General features: G+C 60.7%; 20 protein-coding genes. 7 read left to right on the plus strand and 13 right to left on the minus strand.

The annotated features are described in order from the left end of the window. Nucleotides 1-7 precede the first annotated feature (7 nt). The gene (locus tag BLT85_RS02165; RefSeq protein ID WP_093391605.1) at nucleotides 8-1,324 is read right to left on the minus strand and encodes a lytic murein transglycosylase; all 1,317 of its coding nucleotides are present in this window, start codon (nucleotides 1,322-1,324) and stop codon (nucleotides 8-10) included. 386 nt (nucleotides 1,325-1,710) lie between these two features. Between BLT85_RS02165 and BLT85_RS02170 the strand changes: the two genes are divergently transcribed. From BLT85_RS02170 to BLT85_RS02185, 4 genes are all read left to right on the plus strand, one after another. Further along, nucleotides 1,711-3,015, plus strand: coding sequence for a sialidase family protein (locus tag BLT85_RS02170; protein WP_093391606.1), 1,305 nt, complete (start codon nucleotides 1,711-1,713; stop codon nucleotides 3,013-3,015). Then, nucleotides 3,012-3,605: a hypothetical protein gene (locus BLT85_RS02175; RefSeq protein ID WP_093391607.1), complete on the plus strand. Its 594-nt coding sequence runs from the start codon at nucleotides 3,012-3,014 to the stop codon at nucleotides 3,603-3,605. The genes BLT85_RS02170 and BLT85_RS02175 overlap by 4 nt, the downstream gene beginning before the upstream one ends. 303 nt (nucleotides 3,606-3,908) lie before the next feature. Beyond that, nucleotides 3,909-5,399, plus strand: coding sequence for a SulP family inorganic anion transporter (locus tag BLT85_RS02180; protein WP_093391608.1), 1,491 nt, complete (start codon nucleotides 3,909-3,911; stop codon nucleotides 5,397-5,399). Between the two features lie 11 nt (nucleotides 5,400-5,410). Beyond that, the gene (locus BLT85_RS02185; RefSeq protein WP_093391609.1) at nucleotides 5,411-6,268 is read left to right on the plus strand and encodes a universal stress protein; all 858 of its coding nucleotides are present in this window, start codon (nucleotides 5,411-5,413) and stop codon (nucleotides 6,266-6,268) included. A gap of 9 nt (nucleotides 6,269-6,277) precedes the next feature. Here BLT85_RS02185 and BLT85_RS02190 read toward each other — a convergent pair whose 3' ends face one another. After that, a complete protein-coding gene (locus BLT85_RS02190; RefSeq protein WP_157718096.1) occupies nucleotides 6,278-7,483 on the minus strand; it encodes an MFS transporter in 1,206 nt (401 codons plus the stop codon). Nucleotides 7,484-7,859: 376 nt separating this feature from the next. On the opposite strand from BLT85_RS02190, the gene cfa reads away from it, so the two are divergent. Next, nucleotides 7,860-8,942 carry a cyclopropane fatty acyl phospholipid synthase gene (gene cfa, locus BLT85_RS02195; RefSeq protein ID WP_407920167.1) on the plus strand — a complete coding sequence of 361 codons (1,083 nt, stop codon included), beginning with the start codon at nucleotides 7,860-7,862 and terminating at the stop codon, nucleotides 8,940-8,942. Here the strand turns inward: cfa and BLT85_RS02200 are convergent. The 5 genes from BLT85_RS02200 to leuS all read right to left on the minus strand — a co-directional run bounded on the left by BLT85_RS02200 (nucleotide 8,935) and on the right by leuS (nucleotide 15,168). Further along, entirely contained in the window at nucleotides 8,935-9,345 is a 411-nt protein-coding gene (locus BLT85_RS02200; protein WP_093391612.1) for a twin-arginine translocation signal domain-containing protein, read from the minus strand. The genes cfa and BLT85_RS02200 overlap by 8 nt on opposite strands. 9 nt (nucleotides 9,346-9,354) lie before the next feature. After that, a complete protein-coding gene (locus tag BLT85_RS02205; RefSeq protein ID WP_093391613.1) occupies nucleotides 9,355-10,806 on the minus strand; it encodes a GMC oxidoreductase in 1,452 nt (483 codons plus the stop codon). Nucleotides 10,807-10,964: 158 nt separating this feature from the next. Further along, nucleotides 10,965-11,993, minus strand: a complete 1,029-nt coding sequence (gene holA / locus BLT85_RS02210) for a DNA polymerase III subunit delta (RefSeq protein WP_093391614.1) — start codon at nucleotides 11,991-11,993, stop codon at nucleotides 10,965-10,967. A 6-nt stretch (nucleotides 11,994-11,999) separates the two neighbouring features. After that, nucleotides 12,000-12,542, minus strand: a complete 543-nt coding sequence (locus BLT85_RS02215) for an LPS-assembly lipoprotein LptE (protein ID WP_157718097.1) — start codon at nucleotides 12,540-12,542, stop codon at nucleotides 12,000-12,002. Nucleotides 12,543-12,561: 19 nt separating this feature from the next. Beyond that, a complete protein-coding gene (gene leuS, locus BLT85_RS02220) occupies nucleotides 12,562-15,168 on the minus strand; it encodes a leucine--tRNA ligase (protein ID WP_093391616.1) in 2,607 nt (868 codons plus the stop codon). Between the two features lie 184 nt (nucleotides 15,169-15,352). On the opposite strand from leuS, the gene BLT85_RS02225 reads away from it, so the two are divergent. After that, nucleotides 15,353-15,610 (plus strand): hypothetical protein, encoded by a 258-nt coding sequence (locus BLT85_RS02225; RefSeq protein WP_093391617.1) that lies wholly within the window; start codon nucleotides 15,353-15,355, stop codon nucleotides 15,608-15,610. Here BLT85_RS02225 and lnt read toward each other — a convergent pair. The 5 genes from lnt to miaB all read right to left on the minus strand — a co-directional run bounded on the left by lnt (nucleotide 15,572) and on the right by miaB (nucleotide 20,892). After that, nucleotides 15,572-17,038 (minus strand): apolipoprotein N-acyltransferase, encoded by a 1,467-nt coding sequence (gene lnt, locus BLT85_RS02230; RefSeq protein WP_157718197.1) that lies wholly within the window; start codon nucleotides 17,036-17,038, stop codon nucleotides 15,572-15,574. The genes BLT85_RS02225 and lnt overlap by 39 nt on opposite strands. Before the next feature lie 73 nt (nucleotides 17,039-17,111). After that, nucleotides 17,112-17,951: an HlyC/CorC family transporter gene (locus BLT85_RS02235; RefSeq protein WP_093391618.1), complete on the minus strand. Its 840-nt coding sequence runs from the start codon at nucleotides 17,949-17,951 to the stop codon at nucleotides 17,112-17,114. 6 nt (nucleotides 17,952-17,957) lie between these two features. Beyond that, nucleotides 17,958-18,416 carry an rRNA maturation RNase YbeY gene (gene ybeY / locus BLT85_RS02240; protein ID WP_093391619.1) on the minus strand — a complete coding sequence of 153 codons (459 nt, stop codon included), beginning with the start codon at nucleotides 18,414-18,416 and terminating at the stop codon, nucleotides 17,958-17,960. After that, the gene (locus BLT85_RS02245; RefSeq protein WP_093391620.1) at nucleotides 18,406-19,446 is read right to left on the minus strand and encodes a PhoH family protein; all 1,041 of its coding nucleotides are present in this window, start codon (nucleotides 19,444-19,446) and stop codon (nucleotides 18,406-18,408) included. The genes ybeY and BLT85_RS02245 overlap by 11 nt, the downstream gene beginning before the upstream one ends. 102 nt (nucleotides 19,447-19,548) lie before the next feature. Continuing rightward, nucleotides 19,549-20,892, minus strand: a complete 1,344-nt coding sequence (miaB, locus tag BLT85_RS02250) for a tRNA (N6-isopentenyl adenosine(37)-C2)-methylthiotransferase MiaB (RefSeq protein WP_093391621.1) — start codon at nucleotides 20,890-20,892, stop codon at nucleotides 19,549-19,551. Between the two features lie 157 nt (nucleotides 20,893-21,049). On the opposite strand from miaB, the gene BLT85_RS02255 reads away from it, so the two are divergent. Next, entirely contained in the window at nucleotides 21,050-21,382 is a 333-nt protein-coding gene (locus BLT85_RS02255) for a DUF1820 family protein (RefSeq protein WP_093391622.1), read from the plus strand. Here the strand turns inward: BLT85_RS02255 and BLT85_RS02260 are convergent. Beyond that, nucleotides 21,379-21,987 (minus strand): tetratricopeptide repeat protein, encoded by a 609-nt coding sequence (locus BLT85_RS02260; protein ID WP_093391623.1) that lies wholly within the window; start codon nucleotides 21,985-21,987, stop codon nucleotides 21,379-21,381. The genes BLT85_RS02255 and BLT85_RS02260 overlap by 4 nt on opposite strands. Nucleotides 21,988-22,005 lie beyond the last annotated feature (18 nt).

Raw genomic sequence — 22,005 nt, forward strand, 5'->3', positions numbered from 1 at the left:
TGCCGGGTCAGAGACCCGGTACCGTCGATTGGTCATGAGCACGCAGGGCGTCCAGCAGGCCCTGGGTTGCGTAGCCGTCCGCCGGCCAGCCCCGCATCTGCTGGAAACGTCGGATCGCCTGCCGAGTATTGGCTCCAAGGATGCCGTCCACCCCGCCAGGTTCGAAGCCCGCAGCCTGCAGCCGCTCCTGCAACTCGTGGCGCTCGCTGCGTGACAGCGGCTTGTCCTCGGTCGGCCAGCTCGCCTGTACCCGGCCCTTTCCCTGAAAGCGCTCGGACAGTAGGCCGATCGCCAAGGCATAGCTGGTGGAGTTGTTGTAGCGCAGGATGCTGCGGAAGTTGTTCAGCACCAGGAACGCCGGACCACGATAGCCAGCTGGCAGCAGAACGCTGGCATGGCGCTCCGCCAGGCTGGGGTCGAGCGGCGTGCCGCCGACCTCGGTGACGCCCAGTTCGGCCCATTCCGCCACGGTCTTGCGCACGGCCATGTCGGCCAGGCTGTAATTGAATTGACGCGGTACTGATATCTCCATGCCCCAGGGCTGACCGGGCTGCCAGTTCGAAGCACTCAGGTAATGGGCCGCGGAGCCCAGCGCGTCGGCACTTGATTGCCAGACGTCCCGACGGCCATCGCCATCGAAATCGACCGCGTAACGGTTGTACGTGCTTGGGATGAATTGCGTCTGGCCCATTGCGCCAGCCCAGGAACCCACCATGTTGTCGGGCTCGATATCGCCGTTGCGGATGATGTCGAGTGCGGCGAACAGTTCGTTACGCGCAAAGTCCGGACGACGACCCTCGTAGGCAAGGGTCGCCAGTGAACGCATGACGTTACGGTCACCGATGTTGTTACCGAAATTGCTTTCCAGTCCCCAGATCGCCACCAGCACATGGCGATCGACGCCGTAGCGCTGTTCGATCGCGGCAAGCGCATCGGCATGCTTCAGGAGCAGACGCTGGCCCGTGCCGAGTCGCTGGGAGGATAGCGCGCCGTCAAGATATTCCCATACCGGTCGCGTAAACTCCGGCTGGCTGCGGTCGGCCTTGATCACCGCTGGATCGACCTGCATATCCGCGAAGATCCGCTCGAACAAATCGGCTGGTACGCCTTGTTCAAGGACTTGCTGCCGAAATTCATCACGCCAGGCAGCGAAGCTTTCCGGGCGGATGACATCTTCGACCATAGCCAGCACCGGAGTGGAAGCCGCCGGCTCCGCGGCAGTCTGCACGGCGCTGCTACCGCAGGCGCTCAGCAAGGTCAGACCCAGGGCGGAAGCGGCAAGGGCCTGGCTGACAGAACAACTGAGATACGCCTTTTTCAACATTCAACTTTTCCAGCGGAAGGGGTGTGCGCTCACTGTAGCATGCGTGTATGTGCCCCGGTAAAGCCGCGTGGGATTAACTGTTGGTCGAGATATTTTCTAACGATTGGACTGACGTTCGGTGATGGGATCGGGCGTGTCACTTGGTATCCTCTGCATCCGCTCCGCGGCGGTGTGTGCCTCCACGCGTGAGTGAATCGTGGTCCGCATCGCGAGCTTGCCTGAGAGATGAAGAGAAACTGTTGATACCCAACGGTTTTGAGGCATGATTGAGCACTTTGCAGCCTGCCGACCAAGCTGCAGGTGCAGGTGAGCTTGGCTCTGGCGCTCGCTCGTCGAGGCTCTTATTGGCTGTTCGCACGGACGTAAGAACAAAAACAGGACACTTAATGAAAAGTCTGACAGGCAAGGCGCCATGGTTCGTCGTCGTGGCACTTGCATTCGTATGTGCCGCTCTGACCACTCCTGACTATCGCGTATCGGGTTTCGCCGTACCCAAATCACCCGCCAACACGCTTGAGAAAATAGGCAAGAAGCTCGATGGCCATGAGCTCAAGCCGATTTATACGCAGAGTTTCGCCTCTTCGGATCTGGACGAGTTTGTCCACGCGCCGTCCATCACCGCGCTACCCGACGGAGCCTTGATGGCAGTCTGGTTTGCAGGCTCCAGGGAGGGCGCGGCTGACGTACAGATTCGCAGTTCACGGTTCGATCCGGCCGGAGGCTGGGGCGAAGAAAAAGTGCTTGTCACCCGGGAAATGACCAGGCGTGCCGTGGGCAAGCCAATACGCAAGCTGGGTAACCCGGTCATCGCGCTTGCCCCCGATCAGCGTCTTTGGCTTTTCTATGTTTCGGTGTCGCTTGGCGGCTGGGCTGGAAGTGCAATCAACAGCATGGTGTCGGAGGATTTCGGCAAGACCTGGTCCGAGCCGCGACAGCTGGTCACTTCGCCCTTTACCAATATCAGTACCCTGGTTCGCTCTGCGCCGGTGTTCCACCTCGACGGATCAATGGGACTGCCGGTCTACCATGAATTTCTTGGCAAATTTCCTGAGTACCTGTATCTGAGTGCGGAAGGGACAGTGCAGGACAAGTTTCGCATTGCTGATGGCACCAACTCCCTGCAGCCCACTGTCGTCCCGCTCTCCGAGACGCGCGCCATCGCGCTGTTGCGCTATGCCGGGCAGCGCGGCCACGCTCTCGCTGCGGTGACCGAGGACGGCGGCAGGACCTGGAGCGAAGAGCGCGCGGTGACGCCGTTCAACCCCAATAGCTCCCTCGCCGCGGTACGCTCGCATCGCAATACCTTGCTAGTGGTACAGAACAATCTGATCGACGGCCGCTTCAGGCTCAGCCTGGATGAATCCACCCCCAGTCTGAGCACCTGGTCACTCGTGGCGGAGCTGGACGGCTCTCCCGATCTGGAAGGTGATCCGTTTCCCCGTGCAGTGTACGAGCCGCTGCTCACCGAAAAATTTCTCGCCTCCAGTGGAGCGCGGCGGCGCCCATTGCTCAAACAGTTTATTGACGGGCTAGACCATCGGCTCTGTCGAGACGATCGATGCGTGTTCGAATACGAGTATCCGTACATGATCTCCTCCGGGAACGGTGCGTTTCATCTGGTGTACGCCTGGAACAACACGTTCATCAAGCACGTATCCTTCAATGCCGATTGGCTGGAGACTCAGCAATGATCATCACTAGCTGGATCGCCTACGCATCCTTCGCGCTGCTGTTGTTTGTGCTTCTGCCTACGCGCGCGCTCTCCCGGCGTAGTCAGCTCGCCGTGCTCGGCGCGGCCCTTGCGATCGGAGCGGTGCCAGTTTCTGGAGGAATGCCTCTGGCCGGCTACCTGCGCGCACTTACTGATGATCTGGCCATCACCAGTGTGGCGCTGCTGGCTGCCGCTGCGTTACACCGTCTGGGGTGGCTATCGACTCCATCGTCTGCAGATCGGCTTCAATGCTACGTATTTTTCATCGCGGCAGGGCTCATTCTGTATCCGGCAGCGCTTGGCGTGGGCATGACCGATCCGTATCGCTGGGGTTATGATCCGTTGATGCTTATCGTCGTGGTCGGAGCGCTTGCGCTGTTGATGGTCTGGTGGGGCAACCGTCAATTGGCCGCCGTGCTGGCCATAGCAAGTCTGGCGTACGCGCTGCGGCTAAAGTCTTCGACGAATTTCTGGGATTACATTGTCGATCCGCTAGTGGTGCTGTTCGCTATTGGCGCGCTTCTGCGATGGGGATTAGTCCGCGTCACCCGACGTTTTTCGGCCGCATAAATGCCTGAAAGCGGGCTCGAATGGCCCTTGCAATAGCGATGGACTATCGGCTGTGCTAAAGTTCGCGCCCCGAATATGACATACAGCCGTAGACAGACCATGCAAAGCAGTTTCCGGTTTACGCCACCGTAGTCGATATCCTTCCGCGGACCTTCGCCGCGATTGCGCCACCTCTACGGTGAGCGCGCCTTGTCTATCCGAAATGCATTACCGATACGATTCGTTGAGTCAGCTATGCCAAGCCGCCCTTTATCGGTCGCGTTTGAGTCGCTTGGCGATGGAATCGACAGCCATGGATCTCGTATGAACTCGCAAACACTGCGCCAGGAATGGTTCTTCAACATTCGAGGAGACCTGCTTTCCGGGCTCGTCGTCGCCTTGGCCCTGATTCCAGAAGCCATCGCATTCTCCATCATCGCTGGCGTCGACCCTCGGGTGGGTCTGTACGCCTCTTTCAGTATCGCCGTGGTCATCGCCTTCACTGGCGGCAGGCCAGGAATGATTTCAGCCGCCACAGGCGCCATGGCCTTGTTGATGGTGACGCTGGTCAGAGAGCACGGGCTGGAATACCTGCTCGCTGCGACATTGCTTTGCGGTGTGCTGCAGATCGTCGCGGGGTATCTCAGGCTCGGCTCGCTGATGCGGTTCGTATCGCGTTCGGTGGTGACGGGCTTCGTCAACGCCTTGGCGATCCTGATCTTCATGGCCCAATTGCCGGAGCTGACCGATGTCACCTGGCATGTATACGCCATGACGGCGGCAGGGCTGAGCATCATCTATCTGTTTCCTTACATCCCGGTGGTGGGCAGGACTATCCCCTCGCCACTGGTATGTATCCTGGCGTTGACCGCCGTCGCTGTCTACCTGGGACTGGATATCCGCACCGTCGGCGACATGGGCGATCTGCCCGATACCTTGCCGATATTCCTATGGCCTGACGTGCCCTTGAATCTGGAAACGCTGCTGATCATCCTGCCGTACTCTGCAGCCTTGGCCGTGGTCGGCCTGCTCGAATCGATGATGACGGCCACCATCGTCGATGATCTGACCGATACACCCAGCGACAAGAACCGCGAGTGCAAAGGCCAGGGTATCGCCAACATCGGTGCCGGGCTTTTGGGCGGCATGGCAGGCTGCGCGATGATCGGGCAGTCGATCATCAATATCAAATCGGGTGGCCGTTCGCGGCTGTCTACCTTGGCGGCAGGCGTGTTTCTTCTGTTGATGGTGGTGTTCCTGGGCGATTACCTTGCGATGATCCCGATGGCCGCACTGGTCGCGGTCATGATCATGGTCTCCATCGGCACTTTCAGTTGGGACTCGCTGCGCAATCTCAAGAAGCACCCGCTATCGACCAACATCGTCATGGTCTCCACCGTAGCCGTTGTGGTCGCGACACATAACCTAGCCTACGGCGTATTCGTCGGTGTGCTGCTGGCAGCCATGTTCTTCGCGAACAAGATCGGTCACTTCCTGTATATCGGCAGCGAAGCTGATGCCAGTGGACGCGCCCGTACCTATCAGGTGGTTGGACAGGTGTTCTTCAGCTCCTCTGACAAGTTCGTCAGCTCCTTTGATTTCAAAGAGGCGCTTGATAGGGTGACTATCGATCTGAATCGAGCCCATTTCTGGGACATCACCGCCGTTGCAGCGCTCGACAAAGTCGTCATCAAGTTTCGTCGTGAGGGGACCGAGGTCGAAGTCGTCGGCTTGAACGAGGCCAGCGCAACCATCGTTGACCGTTTCGGCGTGCATGACAAACCTGATGGCGTAGACAAGCTGATGGGGCACTGAGGAGAACAACAATGACAACGCACTGCGTTCTGGCCTGTATCGACGGTTCCAATTCCTCGCCTGCGGTCTGCGACTACTCGGCGTGGGCCAGCCGCCAGCTTCAGGCGCCGCTGACCCTGCTACATGTGCTCAATCACGAGCCGTCCCCCGCTCAGCGCAACCTGTCGGGCAACATCGGGCTCGGTAGCCGGGAGCATTTGCTCAACGAACTCGCCGACCTTGACGAGAAACGCGCCAAACTGATGCGCGAGCAAGGCAGTCTGCTATTGGAGGCTGCCATGGAGCGGGTGCGTCAGGCGGGAGCCACCGAGCCGGCGAGTCGCCAGCGACATGGCGCGCTGGTCGATACCCTGGCTGAGCTGGAAGCGGATATCCGACTGCTGGTGATTGGCCGGCAGGGCGAAATCGGTGATTCCCTGGGCGATCATATCGGTACGCATCTGAAGAACGTCATCCGCACCATGCATCGCCCGATTCTGGTCACGGCAGGGGAATTTCGCCCGCCCCGCAGCGTCATGCTCGCCTTCGACAACGGCCCCAGCACCCGCAAGGGTGTGGAGATGATTGCTGCCAGTCCGCTGTTCCGCGGGTTGCCGATTCATCTGGTCATGGTTGGTGCCGATACCAACGATGCCTGGGAGTCGGTGCGTGCCGCGCAGCATCAACTGGAGCAGAAAGGATTCGAGGTTCAGGCTACGATCCGTGCGGGCGATGTCGAAAAAGTGCTGCTCGCTTACGAGGAAGAGCAGGACATCGACATGATCGTCATGGGAGCGTATGGGCATTCGCGCGTCCGGCGATTTTTCGTCGGAAGTACGACCACCAATATCCTGGCCCATGCCCGACGCCCTCTGTTGCTGCTCCGCTGAGCATCGGCATCAGGGCGAGCGCCAGATGCCCCACTGCGCCAGCAAAGCCGCCAGCGCAGTGGCAAGGGCCAATGTTCCGATGATCACATTCACCGCCACGGCAGCATCGAGCATGAACCCCAGCACGATCGGGGCGAGGGCGGTAGACAACACCATGATTGCCTGCATCACCGAGCGTATCGCGCCGATGTGGCGAATGCCGTAACGCTCCGGCCAGAGCGCACCCAGCGTAGCGTTTATAGCGCCCTGGCTCAGCCCCGTCAGACCGAGAAAAATCACCGGAACCCACTCGGCGTTACCTGGCGCCAGGGTTATCAGACCGCCGAGCATCGGTAGCAACGCCAATGGCAACATGCGCTGGGCGCCGATGCGATCGATAGCCGGCCCGGCGATCAATAGGCTTGCAAGGTGACCGGCGCCATAGGCGACGAAAACCGCTGCGAACGCATCTGGCGACCATCCCTTCAGACCCGCCAGCGCCGCCTGGTGGAACAACAACGCCGTGACGATGAACGGAACCGCGATGGTCGCTGGCAGAAGCAGGTAAAAGACGGGGTCTGCCAGGACCTCCGCACGGGTCTTGCCTCGCATGGCCCGGGTATCGGTGGCTCGTCCTGTCTCGGGGTGCTCGGCTCCCGCGCTCAAGTGCATCAATACCGGCAACAGGGCAAGCAGCACGATAAGCCCGCTCGCCACCCATGCCCAGCGCCAACTGGTCAGGGCGATCAACACGCTTATGAGCATCGGCAGTACGGCCTCGGAGAGCGGATAGCCGGAAGCGGCAAAGGCCACTGCTTTGCCTCGCTGTAAAGCAAAATAGCGACCCGCGGTACTCATGCCGATATGAGACAGCATTGCCTGCCCGCCGAAACGCACCAGAAAGAATCCTAGCCAGACCATCAGCGCGTGCAGGGCCCCACCGAGCATCAGGCACCCGGCGGCAAGCATCACCCCGGCCATCAGCGTAACGCGGGGCAGGGCCCAGCGATCAACCAAACCGCCCAGACGCAGAAGCAATGCCGCTGAGCACAGCGTAGCCGTGCTGTACAGCAAGCCATACAGGGAGTGGCTGAGACCGAAGCTGCTCCGCAGCGCATCGCCGAAGATGCCCACCAGAAACGTCTGGCCGAATCCCGATCCAGCGGTGCACAGCAGGGCGAACAGGCCGAGCGATGGGTTCTCCCGGATGAAGCCGGGCAGGCGTAGTCGTGTCAAAACCTGATCTCGCGAATAGAGAAATTCAATGGAGGATTTCGCTGGTTCGACCGCAACGGTCGAAAAAGTGCGCTAAAAAGAAACAAGGTTTCGATCATCGAAGCAGATGGCGTATGACCGACCGGCCTGGTTAAGGGTCCGCACCGCCTGGTCGGCTACGCTAGCGCGTCTGCAGTCGCAGTACGCTCCGCCAAGCTTGCGAAGGAGTCTGCGAGGCGCTGTCAATCCCGGCGAGGCCGACATTGTTATGCGGCAGCCGTCTCGGAAAAGGACCCTCGTCTGCGGAGAAGCGCTCATGTCAGAACAAACCACGCGTTCGCCAAGCGTCAAAAGCTTTATACAACAGGATGCCAGTGTCTCCAGGCTGGTAGAGGACATGCTGGCGCGGGCCGATATCCGCATCGGTGGGGACCGTCCATGGGACATCCGTTTCCACGACCCTGGCGTGCCCGAAAAGGTGTTGTCGCGGGGAAACCTGGGGCTTGGCGAAGCCTATATGGAGGGCGAGTGGGATTCGCCGGCTCTGGATCAGTTTTTTCACCGCTTGCTAAGCGCTCGTTTGCACCGAGAAGTCCATCCTTTGCGCATGGTGATTCATGGATTGCGAGCGCGTGTGCTGAATTTGCAAACGTTGACGCGCGCGCGGCAGGTGGGCGAACAACACTACGATCTGGGCAATGATTTTTACGCCGCTATGCTCGATTCGCGCATGACCTATACCTGCGGCTACTGGGCCGAGGCGAGCACGCTTGAGCAGGCTCAAGAGGCCAAGCTCGATCTGATTTGTCGGAAGTTGCGCCTGGAGCCGGGCATGCGGGTATTGGACATTGGATGTGGCTGGGGCAGTTTCATGGCCTATGCAGCCGAGCATTACGGTGTGCACTGCACCGGCATCACGATTTCCAGAGAACAGGCCGACTGGGCCCGTGAACGTTATCCGGAGCTACCGCTGGAGTTTCGCTTTCAGGATTACCGTGAGGTGGAAGGTACATTCGATCGAATCGTCAGTATCGGTATGTTCGAACATGTCGGCCGGAAGAATCATCGAGTGTTCATGGACGTCGCACATCGTTGTCTTAGCGACGATGGTCTGTTCCTGTTGCATACCATCGGCAAGAACCTGCGTCAGAGCGTACCGGACCCCTGGATCGACAAGTACATCTTCCCCAATGGCGACCTGCCTTCGCTCGGGCAGATCGGCGACGCGGTGGATAACCTGTTCGTCGTCGAGGACATACACAACTTCGGCGCAGACTACGATCGCACGCTTATGGCCTGGCATGCGAATTTCGAGGCTGCCTGGCCACGCTTTGCCGACCGATTGGGTGAGCGCTTCTATCGGATGTGGCGCTACTACCTACTGTCCTGCGCGGGCGCATTTCGCGCACGCGACATTCAGCTCTGGCAGTGGGTACTCTCGCGCGACGGAGTACCCGGCGGCTACCGGCGCGTCAGCTGAAGCGCGCGTAGGGGTTGGTGCAGGGCGTGTCGATACCGAAGTAGGTCAGGGCGGGGTTCGCCTCGGCCTGCTTGCGCACGTAGTCTGTCGACGTGATGAATTCGGTGACGATCCGTCTCTCGAACCAGTCCACCCGCTGATCCGTGTACTCGATCCCGGCACCGGTATAGTCGCGTATACGATAAAAACCGATCAGAGCAGCACTGTTCAGATCGCCGTAGCGGGCGGTGACGTCGTCCACGAAACGCCGCTGCTGCTCGGGCTCCATACGGAAATCACCAACGTACTCGCGGACCAGGCGCATGACGAAATCGTCCTTGTCTTCGTAGACGAGCGCGGCCGAGCCCAGCGCTGCTACGGTCACGCCGGCTGCGGACAGTGCAAGAAACTGGCGACGGTTCATACCACCTCCTCAGCTGAAAAGCAGATTCGCCGCGCGCAGTGACAGCGCTGCAGCAGTGAGACTGGGGTTGGCTGGCGAGCAGCTCGGGTACGTGGATGTCCCTACCACCACCAGGTTGCGCATCGTGTGATGAATCATATTGGCATCGACCACGGATCCGTCGCCATTTTCACCCATGCGCAGGGTGCCTTGCACGTGCGACTCGGTCAGTCGCTTGCGCCGCGCCTCGATGGATTCGACCGGCAGCGGGGCCAGCAATTCGCCCAGATGGTCGAACGCCCACTGAATCCCGCGCTCGGCGTATTCCGATTCGCCTGCATAGTTGATTATCGCCTGGCCGCTTTCGGGGTCGACAGTAATGCGACTGTCCGGATTGGGCAGATCTTCGGTGACCAGCATTAGCGGCAAGGTTTCGTTCCAGCGGCCCGGCTCCAGACGTAAGCCGTGCGGCCAGCGATTTTCGAAATAGACTAGGCACGCTGAACGCTCGCGGCGGAAGTCGCCGTCGTAGAAGGAATAATTGAGCCCGGTGGTAATGGTGCTGCCGTCGAAGTTGCCCAGCCCGTTGAGATACACCTCCACGTCGAGGCCAACCTGTTCGTGCAAGCCGCGACCGGTATCGCCGTGCTCGATTCCCGAGCGCAACAGAATCGCCGGGCTCTGAATGGCGTTGGCGCCCAGTACGAAAAGATCTGCATGAACCACGAATTCGGTTCCGTCCGAGCGAAGAGTTGCGCTACGAATGGCACCGCCCTGGCTTTCCAGCGTGCGCACTTCGGTTTTCAGGCAGACGTCGACCTGAGGGTGACTGTATAGCTCGCTGAAGCCATTCTCGGCGGTGAACTTGGCGTTCACCGGGCACAGATTGCACGTCGCATTGGCGCAGCACGCGCTGCGATTGCCGGTGGCAACCCGTGCGCGCCCCGTCGGCATGATGAAATGCCGATCCGGCATGGCCTGCTTCATGATCTCGTCGATCGAGGATCCCTTGTGCGGCGGCTGCGGAAAGGGCTGGCTGCGAGGAAGCACTTGGTGCATGTCCGCATCGCCGGCGATCGACATGATCTGTTCGGCCTGGCAGTAGTAGGGCTCCAGATCGTCATAGCTGATCGGCCAGTCATGACCGATGCCGTAGCGCGACTGCGTGGCAAAATCGCTCGGATGCATGCGGGGTGTCTGCGAGAACCAGCAGTTCATGCCGCCGCCTAGCGCGATCGTGGTGTTCCACGGCTTGTCGCCACGGTTGGCATAGGTTTCAGCGGTGGGGATCGCCGTATTGAGCTGATTCTGTATCTGCCACGCCCAGGGATGATAATCGCCCCATTCGACGATGAGTACGCGGCCCTTGGTGTGCTTGAGTGCTTCGGAGAGGAAGAACGAGGATCCGAACCCGGACCCGATAACTACCATATCGTAATGCTGCTTGTCGATATCGGCGGGGATTTTGCGATTGATGTCCATTTTCTTTTCCCGGGGGCGCTGAAGACGGCCAGACACCGATGCAGCGCTTCCCTTGTTGTCCTGTGCGACGACAGCCGGAAGTGGCTCGCGAAAAAACTTCAGTGACTTAGTCAGTCCCGTAGCGGGATGGTTCAGCAGGGAATGTGATGGGGTTCAGGTTACAGCGTCAGTCGCGTTCCGGATGCTTCCGCAACGATGCGGGTCAAAGCGTCCCAGGGAGATCCCGGATGCTGGCCCTTGATTTGTTCATCAGCTTGCTGGGCGAGCATCAACCACTGCGACCAGACGTGCTGCGGATGGCGCTTGAGCGCCTGTGCCAGTAGCGGCTTGCGCTTGTCCCAGACCGGTGGCCGCTGGCTGGCGAATACGCGCTCCAGCGGTATCCCTCGCGCGACATCCTCCGCCATACCGGCCAGGCTGCGGAGTTCCCTGGTGAGGGACCAGAGAATAACCGGTGCCTCGACACCTTCGCCACGAAGCCCGACGAGTATGCGTAGAGCGTGTTGGGAGTGCCCCTGAAGCATCGCGTCGGCCAGACCGAACACGTCGTAACGGGCGCTGTCGGCGACTACCTGGGTCACCGTCTCCAGATCCAGCACCTGTCCCTGACAGAACAGCTTGAGCTTCTCGATCTCCTGCGCGGCGGCGAGTAGATTGCCTTCGACACGGGCACTGAGCAGCTCCAGCGCATCGGGTTGCGCCTGGATGCCCGCAGCGGCCAGACGGTCACGCATCCAGCCGGGCAATTGCGCAGCCTCAACAGGCCAGACCTGCACGAAACGGGTCTGCGGGTGCTCGATCAAGGCTTTCGCCCATTTGCTGCGCTGGGTGCTGCCGTCGAGCTTGGGGAGGGTGACGAGAAGGGTGATGTCCTGCGGAAGATCGTTCAGCCAGGCCAGAAGCGCCTTGGCGCCATCATCGCCAGGCTTGCCGCCGGGGATGCGCAGCTCGATCAGGCGTTTCTGTGCGAAGAGCGAGAGGCTATGGCTGGCGTCGTAGAGTTGCGACCAGTCGAAGCCGCGCTCGGCGTGGTAGACGTCGCGTTCTTCACAGCCCGCGGCCCTGCACGCCTGACGAATCTGGTCGGCCAGCTCGCCGATCAGCAGCGGCTCGTCGCCGCTGATGACATAGACGGGTGCCAGCTCGCCGGGAAGCTGGCGTACAAGCTGGCCTGCGTTGAGTTTCATGACCGGTCAGGGCAGCTGCCGGTCAAGGGCCTGCTCCCGTGCCGACAACTCCGACTCGGTCAGCGACGACAGGCGGAACAGTAGCTGGCGGGTCAGGTCGCGCTGCATTTCCCGCTGCAACAGTTCCTCTTCTTCGTTCGTACCTATGACGTTATTGCGGTCATTCACGTAAACGCGTTCGGTGCGCAGGGTCTCCGGACCAATCAACGGACGGCCTTGCGAGTCGGTGATGATGTAGGTCACCGAGCTGCGTAGCTCGATCTCGGCAGCGGTGGCGCGTCCTGTGTAGCTGACGGCCACGCGATCAGTATGCTCGTCGATCAGCTGCAGGTTGTAGGGTGCCGTGGGAGTCAGCCGCACGCCCTCGGCTTCCAGGTTCTGACGTGTCTCCCGGTAGATGGTGCTGTCAGGCCGGGTCGTGGTCAGATGAAGCTGGTCAAGATTGATACTGTCCACGCCAGTGCCGCGAAGCTGGAAGCCGCAGCCACCCATGAGCAGGCTCAGGCCGAGCATGCAACCCAACAGAAAACGAGGACGTTTAGCGGCCATCACGGCTCTCCGATGCATGTTAATTGGCGACAATATTGACCAGCTTGCCGGGCACGACGATCACCTTGCGGATGCTCAGGCCTTCGGTAAAGCGCTGCACGTTCTCGTTTTCCCGCGCCATCGCTTCGACCGTCTCGCGGCTGGCGTCGGCATCGACATCCATGTGCCCGCGCAGCTTGCCATTGACCTGGATCACCAGTTGCAGGGTGTCCTGAACCAGCGCCGCCTCGTCGAGCTGCGGCCAGCGCGCGTCGATGACCGGGTCGGTGTGTCCGAGCTGCTGCCACAGGCCATGGCTGATATGCGGAGTGATCGGAGCAAGCAACAGGGTCACCGTTTCCAGCCCTTCCTGTAGCAGCGCGCGATCCTGGCCGCTGCCTTGCGGCAGTTTTTCCAGCACGTTCATCAGTGTCATGACCGCAGCGATGGCGGTATTGAACTTATGATTCTGGCCAATATCCTGCGAAGCCTGTCGAATCGCCAGATGAATTGCGCGGCGCGCGTCCTTCTGCTGGTCGGAAAGCGTAGCGGCATTCAACGCCGGGGCGACCCCGCCCTTCACATGTTGATGCGCGAGACGCCATACCCGGCGCAGGAAGCGGCTCGCGCCCTCAACGCCGGAATCGGACCACTCCAGGCTCATATCCGGGGGCGAGGCGAACATCATGAACAGACGGCAGGTATCGGCGCCGTACTGATCGATCATTGATTGCGGATCGACACCGTTGTTCTTCGACTTCGACATCTTCTCGACGCCGCCGATTTCCACCGGCTGGCCGTCACTGGCCAGACGCGCGGCAACGATCTTGCCTTTGGCGTCGCGCTCGACCTGTACATCGGCGGGGTTGAACCAGATCTTGCCGCCATTATCGGCGAGCCGGTAATAGGTCTCGGCGATCACCATGCCCTGAGTAAGCAGGTTCTTGAATGGCTCGTCGCAAGCCACCAGCCCCTCGTCGCGCATCAGCTTGTGGAAGAAGCGCGCATAGAGCAGGTGCAAAATGGCGTGCTCGATGCCGCCGATATACTGATCGACAGGCAGCCAGTGATTCGCGGCGGCTGGGTCGACCATGCCCTGCTGGTAATGCGGCGAGGCGTAACGCGCGAAGTACCAGGAGCTCTCGACGAAGGTATCCATGGTGTCGGTCTCGCGTCGTGCGGCGGTGCCGCAACGCGGGCAAGTGCATTCGTAGAACTCGGGCATGCGCGCCAAGGGCGAGCCTGCGCCGTCCGGAACGACGTCTTCGGGCAACACCACGGGGAGTTGGTCTTCCGGCACCGGAACGTCACCACACTTCTCGCAATGAATGATCGGGATCGGGCAACCCCAGTAGCGCTGACGGCTGATGCCCCAGTCACGCAATCGGAACTGCGTGCGGGCGTCGCCCAGACCTTTCTGTTTGAGTACGTCGCCGATCGCGGTAAAGGCACTGGCAAAGTCCAACCCATCGAATTCTTCCGAATTGATCAGCGGGCCCTTCTCTGCGTACGCGTCCTGCCAGGGCGCAGGCACGCTATCGCCGGCCGAGGTGCGCACCACTGGCTTGATGGGCAGCTCGTACTGGGTAGCGAAAGCGAAGTCACGCTCGTCGTGAGCGGGTACGGCCATCACCGCACCCTCGCCGTAGCTCATGAGCACGTAGTTGGCGACCCAGACCGGCAGCTTTTCGTCAGTCAGCGGATGACGAACGAACAGCCCGGTGGGCATGCCTTTCTTGTCCTGGGTGGCGATGTCGGCTTCGGCTACGCCGCCACGTTTGCATTCATCGATGAAAGCCTGCAAACGCGGGTTGTTGGCCGCGGCCTGGGTTGCCAGTGAGTGTTCAGCGGCCACCGCAACGTAGGTCGCGCCCATCAATGTGTCGGGACGGGTGGTGAATACCTTGAGCTGACCATCTTCACCGACGGATTCGGCGTCGTAGGGAAAGGCCACTTCCATTCCCACCGACTTGCCGATCCAGTTGCGCTGCATGGTCTTGACCTGCTCCGGCCAGCCAGGCAGATCGTCCAGCGAACTCAGCAACTCTTCCGCGTAATCGGTAATGCGGAAGTAATACATGGGAATTTCGCGCTTTTCGATTTCCGCGCCGGAACGCCAGCCCTTGCCGTCGATGACCTGTTCATTGGCCAGCACGGTCTGGTCGACCGGGTCCCAATTCACGGTACCGTTCTTGCGATAGATCACGCCCTTTTCGAACAGGCGGGTGAACAGCCATTGTTCCCAGCGATAGTACTCCGGCCGGCAGGTGGCGAATTCGCGTGACCAGTCGATGGCGAGTCCCAGGCTTTTCAGCTGGTTGCGCATGTAGTCGATGTTGTCGTAGGTCCACTTGGCCGGGGCGACCTTGTTGTTCATCGCCGCGTTTTCCGCCGGCATGCCGAAAGCATCCCAGCCCATCGGTTGCAAGACGTTCTTGCCTTGCATGCGCTGGTAGCGCGCGATTACGTCGCCGATGGTGTAGTTGCGCACATGCCCCATGTGCAGCTTGCCGCTGGGGTAAGGGAACATGGACAGGCAATAATAGGTGTCCTGACCAGGCGTCTCGGTGACCTTGAACGCGTCACTGGTGTTCCAGTCGGTCTGAGCGGCGGCTTCTATCTCGCGGGGAAAATACTGTTCTTGCATGGTATGGGCTTAGCTGGGCTCGTCGGCGTCACGAAAAAGTAATGCCGCAGGATACACCACGAGACCGGTCGCAGGTAGTCGTATGCCATTCGTCGCCGGGCCGCGGTAGCGCGGTGCCGCGCGTCTATGCTCAATGACAGTAGCGGCCGGGGCGCCGCGTCGTTTACAGAAGAGGAGACTCAAGATGAAAACACCGGAACCGGAGCCCTTGATGTGCTGGAACCGGGATTCTTCCTACGGGCGTTTGTTGCGACGGCTCGACCAGGCGCTGGACGTGGCGCGCACCCGTCAGTGGTTGACTGGGCAAGCCAGCGGTCTTACCGAGCTGGAACTGAGCGGACTTTCCCCGGAAGACGCCAATCTGCTTCGTCGAATCCTGAATACACTGGACGTTGATCGAGCCTTACCGCGCCCGCCGGCGCTGCCCGACACATATCACTAGAGTCATTATCACAACTACACCAAGCGGCCAGCTCCCCGCTCGCAAATAGGGCGTAAGCGACTCTCGCGGCTGCACCCAGCCGCTGAGAGTGGCCTGCCGGAACTGCGGAATCCGTGCGCGGATGGCTCCGCGATCATCGATCAACGCAGTGACGCCATTGTTGGTTCCGCGCATCATCCAGCGACCGCTCTCTATCGAACGCATGCGAGCCATCTGCAGGTGTTGCAGCGGTCCGATGGAGTGCCCGAACCAGCTGTCATTGCTGATGGAAATCAACAGTTCGCTCTGTGCGGCCAACTTCGCGGTGAACGCCGGGTAAACGGTTTCGTAGCAGATCAGCGGAGCCAGACGGTAGCCGGCAGCGTGTAGCGGCGGTTGGTCGGCAGGCCCGCGCGAAAAGCTCGACATGGGCAGGTCGAAGAAGGCAATCAAGCCGCGCAACCAGTCTTCCAGCGGCACGTACTCGCCGAAGGGCACCAGCTTGTGCTTGAGGTAGATGTCCGGCTCCGGCTTGGCGACCATGATGCCGTTATAGATGCGCATCGAACCGTCGGCCTCGTAGGTGTCGACCGGTATGCCGGTGATCAGCGTGGTACCGCGCTCGGCCAGGTTTGCCGCGACGCCTTGAACGAAGCCCCGCGCGTTGCTCTCCAAGAGAGGAATCGCGGTTTCCGGCCAGACCAGTATGTCAACCGGCGCCTGGGCGTAGCTCAGATCACGATACAGCGCCAGGGTGTGGTCGATGTGCGCCGGATCCCATTTGCGCGCCTGGGCGATGTCGGCCTGGACCAATGCGACGGACAGTGGCTCGCCAACCGGCCGGGTCCATTCCACCTGAGCCAGGCCCAGACCGCCAAGCCAGAGAGAGGCCAGCAGCGCGGCCGCGATACCGGCTGAGCGGACCCCTCGCCATACGCGAGGCTCGATGAGCAGGCAACCGGTGAGTACGCTCAGATAACCGGTCAGCCATACCCCGCCCAGAGGCGCCCAGCCGACCAGCCAAGTGTCGGTGTGGGCATAGCCCTGATAGAGCCAAGGGAAGCCGGTGAGAAACCAGCCGCGAAATATCTCCTGGCCAACCAGGAGTGCAGCGAAACCGAACACGGAAAGCCAGCCGGAGTGCAGCGGCCGCAACCAGCGGGCCCAGAGCCAGGCCATCGCCGCTGGTAATAGAGCCAGCGACGCGACGAACAGCGCAGTGAGCAGTGCTGCCAACCATGCAGGCGCGTACCCATGCACGTGGATGCTCACATAGACCCAGGACACGCCGCTGGCAAACAGTCCGAGGCCCCAGGCCCAGCCGCGCAGCGCGGCCTGAGAGCCGGGCAGGGGAGCAAGTAGCCAGTACAACAGGGCCACGGATACCAGGCCCAGCGGCCATATGTCGAACGGCGTCAATGCCAGAGTGGACAGCGCGCCAGCGAGCATGGCCAACAGATGGCCGGGCCAGCCCGGTGCCTGCAGGCGATGAAGGAAGTGGGTCAGCAATGCCGGAAGGGCCTCAGGGATTGACTACGGTTACTCGCAGCAGGTGGACGCGACGGCTATCGGCATTGAGCACACGCACGCGGAAGCCGTCCAGTTCGACCACCTCGTTTCGCTTGGGCAGATGGCCGAACGCATTCATCACCAGTCCGCCGACAGTGTCGAACTCTTCGTCAGGAAACTCGGTCTCGAAGCTCTCGTTGAAATCCTCGATGGGCGTAAGACCCTTGACCAAGTAGTCCCCGCTGGGTAGCGGCTTGATGTAGCTGTCTTCGTCGACGTCATGCTCGTCTTCGATGTCACCGACGATCTGCTCCAGAACATCTTCGATCGTTACCAGCCCCGACACACCGCCGTATTCATCGATGACGATCGCCATGTGATTGCGCGTAGAGCGAAACTCCTTGAGCAGCACGTTCAGGCGCTTGGACTCCGGTACGCACGTCGCGGGGCGCAGCAGGTCCTTGATGTTGAAGCGGTCGGTGTTGTCTTCCAGCAGCAGGGGCAGCAGATCCTTGGCCAGCAGAATGCCGAGCACATCATCGACGCTTTCGCCGATCACCGGATAACGCGAGTGTGCTGCCTCGATCACGCCGGGCAGGAAGTCGCGGGGCGACTGGGTGGCCTTGATGGTGGTCATCTGGGACCGGGGGATCATGATGTCACGCACCTGCATGTCCGAGACCTGCAGGGCGCCTTCGATGATCGATAGCGCCTCGATATCCAGAACATCGTTGGCGTGCGCCTCGCGCAGCAGTTCCAGCAATTCCTGGCGACTCTGGGGTTCGTGGACAAAAGCCTGGACCAGTCTGTCCAGCCAGGACTTGTGTCCATTGGTCGATCGATCTTCGCTCATCGGTCCTTACTCATCGTTGGCAACATAAGGATCGGGGAATCCGAGCCCAGCCATCAGCTGGCGCTCGAGAGTCTCCATCTCCTCGGCTTCTGCATCGTCTATATGGTCATATCCGAGCAGATGCAAGCATCCGTGGATGACCATATGAGCCCAATGCGATTCGACAGATTTCCGCTGTTCGACGGCCTCGCGCTGAACCACCTGCACGCATACGACCAGATCTCCCAGCAAGGGGATATTCAATTCGGGAGGCAGATCGGCCGGGAACGAGAGCACATTGGTAGGGTAGTCCCGGTCGCGGTATTCGCTGTTGAGACTCCGGCTCTCTTGTTCATCTACCAGACGGATGGTCAGTTCATGGCCGGGCTTGTCACGCAGAGCCAGCCCGGCCCAGCGTATGAAACTCTCGTCGTCTGGCTGCTCGGCAGCTTCGGAAGCGCGCTGGATGTCGACCTCAATCGGCATCGCGCTGCTCCTGCTGACGGGCCTCTCGTTCACGTCGTTCGTTGGCCTTGCGCTGTTCCTGCTGGTCATCGAACAGGTCATAGGCTTCGACAATGCGCTGTACCAGCGGATGGCGAACCACGTCCTTGGAGCGGAAGTGAGTGAAGCCGATGCCTTTCACGTCCTTGAGTACTTCCATGACGTGAGTGAGACCCGAGCGTGTGCCTCGCGGCAGGTCGACCTGGGTAATATCGCCAGTGATGACCGCTGTGGAGCCGAAGCCGATCCGGGTCAGGAACATCTTCATCTGTTCGAGTGTGGTGTTCTGGCTCTCGTCGAGGATGATGAAGCTGTTGTTGAGCGTGCGGCCGCGCATGTACGCCAGCGGAGCGACCTCGATCACCTGCCGCTCGATCAGTTTGGCTACCTGCTCGAAACCAAGCATTTCGTAGAGCGCGTCATAGAGCGGGCGCAGATAGGGATCGATCTTCTGTGACAGGTCCCCTGGCAGGAAGCCGAGCTTTTCGCCCGCCTCGACCGCCGGGCGCACCAGCAGGATACGGCGAATCTGCTCACGTTCCAGCGCATCGACAGCACAGGCAACCGCCAGGTAGGTTTTGCCGGTACCGGCCGGGCCGATACCGAAGTTGATATCGTGCTCCTGAATCGAGCGCACGTAGCTCTGCTGGTTGGGGCCGCGCGGCTGGATGGCCATGCGCTTGGTACGCAATACCGTCGGCGCATGACCGTCGTGCAGTGCTTCGCTTAGATTTTCCAGGCCGGATTCCTGCAGGAACAGGTGGACCGTGTCTGGCGTCAGGTCAGTGTTGTCGCGGGTCTCCCGGTACAGCTGACGCAAAACAGCTTCGGCCGAACGGGTTATTTCCGGATCGCCGATCAGCTCGAACTGGTTGGCACGGTTACGCACCTCGATTCCGAGACGTTGTTCAATCAAGCGTAGATGTTCGTCGAACTGGCCGCAAAGGTTGGCGAAGCGGCGTGAATCGACAGGTTCGATGCTGAAGCGATGGATATCTGAGGTGGTATTCAATGTGGTCAGCTGGTCGCCTATGGCTCACGGTGGTACAGAATAACGCGCAACTACCCTACTGCAAAGAGCATGCTCGGCGCAGCAGGGTGATGCGCGGCCTATTCAGTGGAGAGTCTGGCCGTCGAGCAGAGTTCCCCGGAGCGAGTGCGGTAGTGCCTCATCGATATGCACATCGACGAACTGACCGATCAGCTGCGGGCTGGCACTGCGGAAGTTGACGATGCGGTTGTGTTCGGTCCGGCCCTGAAGCATGCCCGGATCTTTCTTCGAGTAGTCGGTCACCAAGATGCGCTGGCGAGTGCCGACCATGCGCCGACTGTTGGCGAATCCCTGCTGATTGATGCGGTCCTGAAGGATTTTCAGGCGCTGCTTCTTCACTTCCGTCGGGGTATCGTCCACCAGATCCGAGGCCGGCGTGCCGGGTCGGGCGCTGTAGATGAACGAGTAGGAAAAGTCGAAGCCGATATCTTCGACCAGCTTCATGGTCTGCTCGAAGTCGCGGTCGGTTTCGCCGGGGAACCCGACGATGAAATCCGAGCTGAGCAGGATGTCCGGTACCGCCGCCTTGAGCTTGCGCACCCGGGACTTGTACTCCAGCGCGGTATGGTTTCGCTTCATGCCGGCCAGCACCCGGTCGGAGCCGGACTGCACAGGCAGGTGCAGATACTTGACCAGCTCCGGCACTTCGGCGTGCGCCTGGATCAGGCTGTCGGAAAATTCCAGCGGGTGCGATGTGGTATAGCGAATGCGATCGATGCCATCGATGGCCGCGACCACCCGGATCACGTCAGCCAGGTCGGCGATCTCGCCGTCATGCGTCTGCCCGCGGTAGCCGTTCACATTCTGGCCGAGCAGGGTCACCTCGCGCACGCCGTTCTCTGCAAGATGGATGACTTCTGCGATCACGTCATCGAACGGCCGGCTGACTTCCTCTCCACGGGTATAGGGGACCACACAGAAGCTGCAGTACTTGCTGCAACCTTCCATGATCGATACGAACGCAGTCGGGCCATCCACGCGAGGCTCGGGCAGGCGGTCGAATTTCTCGATCTCCGGGAACGACACGTCCACCTGCGGCTTGCGCGTGCTGCGAGCGGCATTGATCATCTCGGGCAGGCGGTGCAGTGTCTGCGGGCCGAATACCACGTCGACGTAGGGCGCGCGGTCGCGGATCGCCGTACCTTCCTGGCTCGCCACGCAGCCACCGACGCCGATCACCAGGTCAGGGTTGCGTTCCTTGAGCGGACGCCAGCGTCCCAGCTCGGAAAATACCTTCTCTTGCGCCTTCTCGCGAATCGAGCAGGTATTGAGCAGGATGACGTCGGCGTCGTCCGGACTGTCGGTCAGTTCCATTGCCTGATGTTCGCCGAGCAGGTCGGCCATGCGCGAGCTGTCATACTCGTTCATCTGGCAACCGTGGGTCTGGATAAAAAGTTTCTTGGCCATGGACTTTCGCGGAGGGGTATGAGGAAAAGCGGCGATTATACACGTATGCCTCGGCCTATGTTACGTCCCGGCCTGTGGTATGATCCGCGCCCTTTCCGGCCGGCCGCGCTTCTGCAACCGGTCCGTGTCAATCGCTTGTCCGCGTCAGGTGTATTTCATGAGCAAAGAGACACAACCGATTTTCCGGGTGATATTCCATAACCAGGGACAGGTCTACGAACTCTACGCCCGGCAGATATTCCAGAGCGAGCTGTGGGGCTTTCTCGAGGTGGAAGAGCTGGTATTCGGCGAACGATCGCAGATGCTCGTCGATCCCAGCGAGGAAAAACTCAAAACCCAGTTCGAGGGCGTCAGTCGCAGCTTCATCCCGATTCCCGCTGTCGTGAGAATCGACGAGGTGGAACGGGCGGGGCAGGCGAAGATCAGCGAGGCCAAGGGTGGTAACGTGATGGCCTTCCCCATGCCGAGCGGCCCGGGTCCCTCCCGCTAGGGCTGAGGCGATTCGCTGGGTGCCGGCTCCGGCAGTTGCATGGTCGGAGCAGCTTCAGTCGGCGAGCGGCTGAGCTGTTCCTCGCGGATCTGTGAAAGATAGTTGCGGAACAGCGTACTCAGCACCTGGGTCGCTGCGGCCAGCTCCTGCTGGTTCATTTGCGTGGCGACAGTGTCGCTGGCATCCATCGCCGCGTCCTTGCCATTGACCGCAGCCATCTTGAGGATGACGTACGCCTGCGGCAGATTGCGCTCGACGCCTTCCCCCTGAGAATGCATCAGTCCGAGTCGGTACTGGGCGCCGGGGTGACCCTGCAACGAGGCTCGCTCGTACCAGGCCAGGGCGGTCTCGATGTCGCGCTCGGTGCGCTCTCCGTGATAGTAGAACTCGCCCAGCTCGTATTGCGCGTGGAGATTGCCGGCTTCGGCAATGTCTTCGCAGCTCTCTAATGCCAGCGGCAGGCTTTCGTCGTCCACTCGATTGAGCGCGCAGCGCTCCTCGGTGCTGATCAGCAGCGAATTGCCCGATTGCGCCCATGCGCCTGCCGGCAGAGCGAGACAGGCGAACAGGGCAGAGCGGGCGTAGCGAGAGAACGAGGTTGTCATGACCGTGGGGAACTGTCC

This window comes from Halopseudomonas xinjiangensis, assembly GCF_900104945.1.
In the GTDB taxonomy this organism is placed as follows: domain Bacteria; phylum Pseudomonadota; class Gammaproteobacteria; order Pseudomonadales; family Pseudomonadaceae; genus Halopseudomonas; species Halopseudomonas xinjiangensis.